Below are 637 nucleotides of genomic sequence, written 5' to 3' on the forward strand. Positions count from 1 at the left end.
TTCCTTCTCCCGAGTTCTCTCAAGCGCCTTAGAATACTCATCTCGCCCACCTGTGTCGGTTTGCGGTACGGTCTCGTATGACTGAAGCTTAGAGGCTTTTCTTGGAACCACTTCCGATTGCTTCGTGCCACAAGGGCACACGTCTCGACCCCTTGAATTACGCGCCCGGATTTGCCTAAGCGCCTTCTATGAGTCAAGAACCAACTATTCCAACAGTTGGACAACCTTCCGCGATCCGTCCCCCCATCGCATCATACGACGGTGCAGGAATATTAACCTGCTTCCCATCAGCTACGCATCTCTGCCTCGCCTTAGGGGCCGACTCACCCTGCTCCGATGAACGTTGAACAGGAAACCTTGGGCTTTCGGCGAGAGGGCTTTTCACCCTCTTTATCGCTACTCATGTCAGCATTCGCACTTCCGATACCTCCAGCATCCTTTACAAGACACCTTCTCAGGCTTACGGAACGCTCTCCTACCATATTGATCTCGATGCAAGCAAAGAGAAAAATATCCGCAGCTTCGGTGACTGGCTTAGCCCCGTTACATCTTCCGCGCAGGACGACTCGATCAGTGAGCTATTACGCTTTCTTTAAATGATGGCTGCTTCTAAGCCAACATCCTGACTGTTTTAGCC

Annotated in this window: 1 rRNA gene; it reads right to left on the minus strand. The window is 51.6% G+C overall.

Annotated elements, in window-relative coordinates:
• A 23S ribosomal RNA gene (locus tag ISF28_RS30270) occupies positions 1 to 637 on the minus strand; the annotation flags it as partial.

It is taken from the genome of Massilia rhizosphaerae (genome assembly GCF_016093545.1).
In the GTDB taxonomy this organism is placed as follows: domain Bacteria; phylum Pseudomonadota; class Gammaproteobacteria; order Burkholderiales; family Burkholderiaceae_D; genus Telluria; species Telluria rhizosphaerae.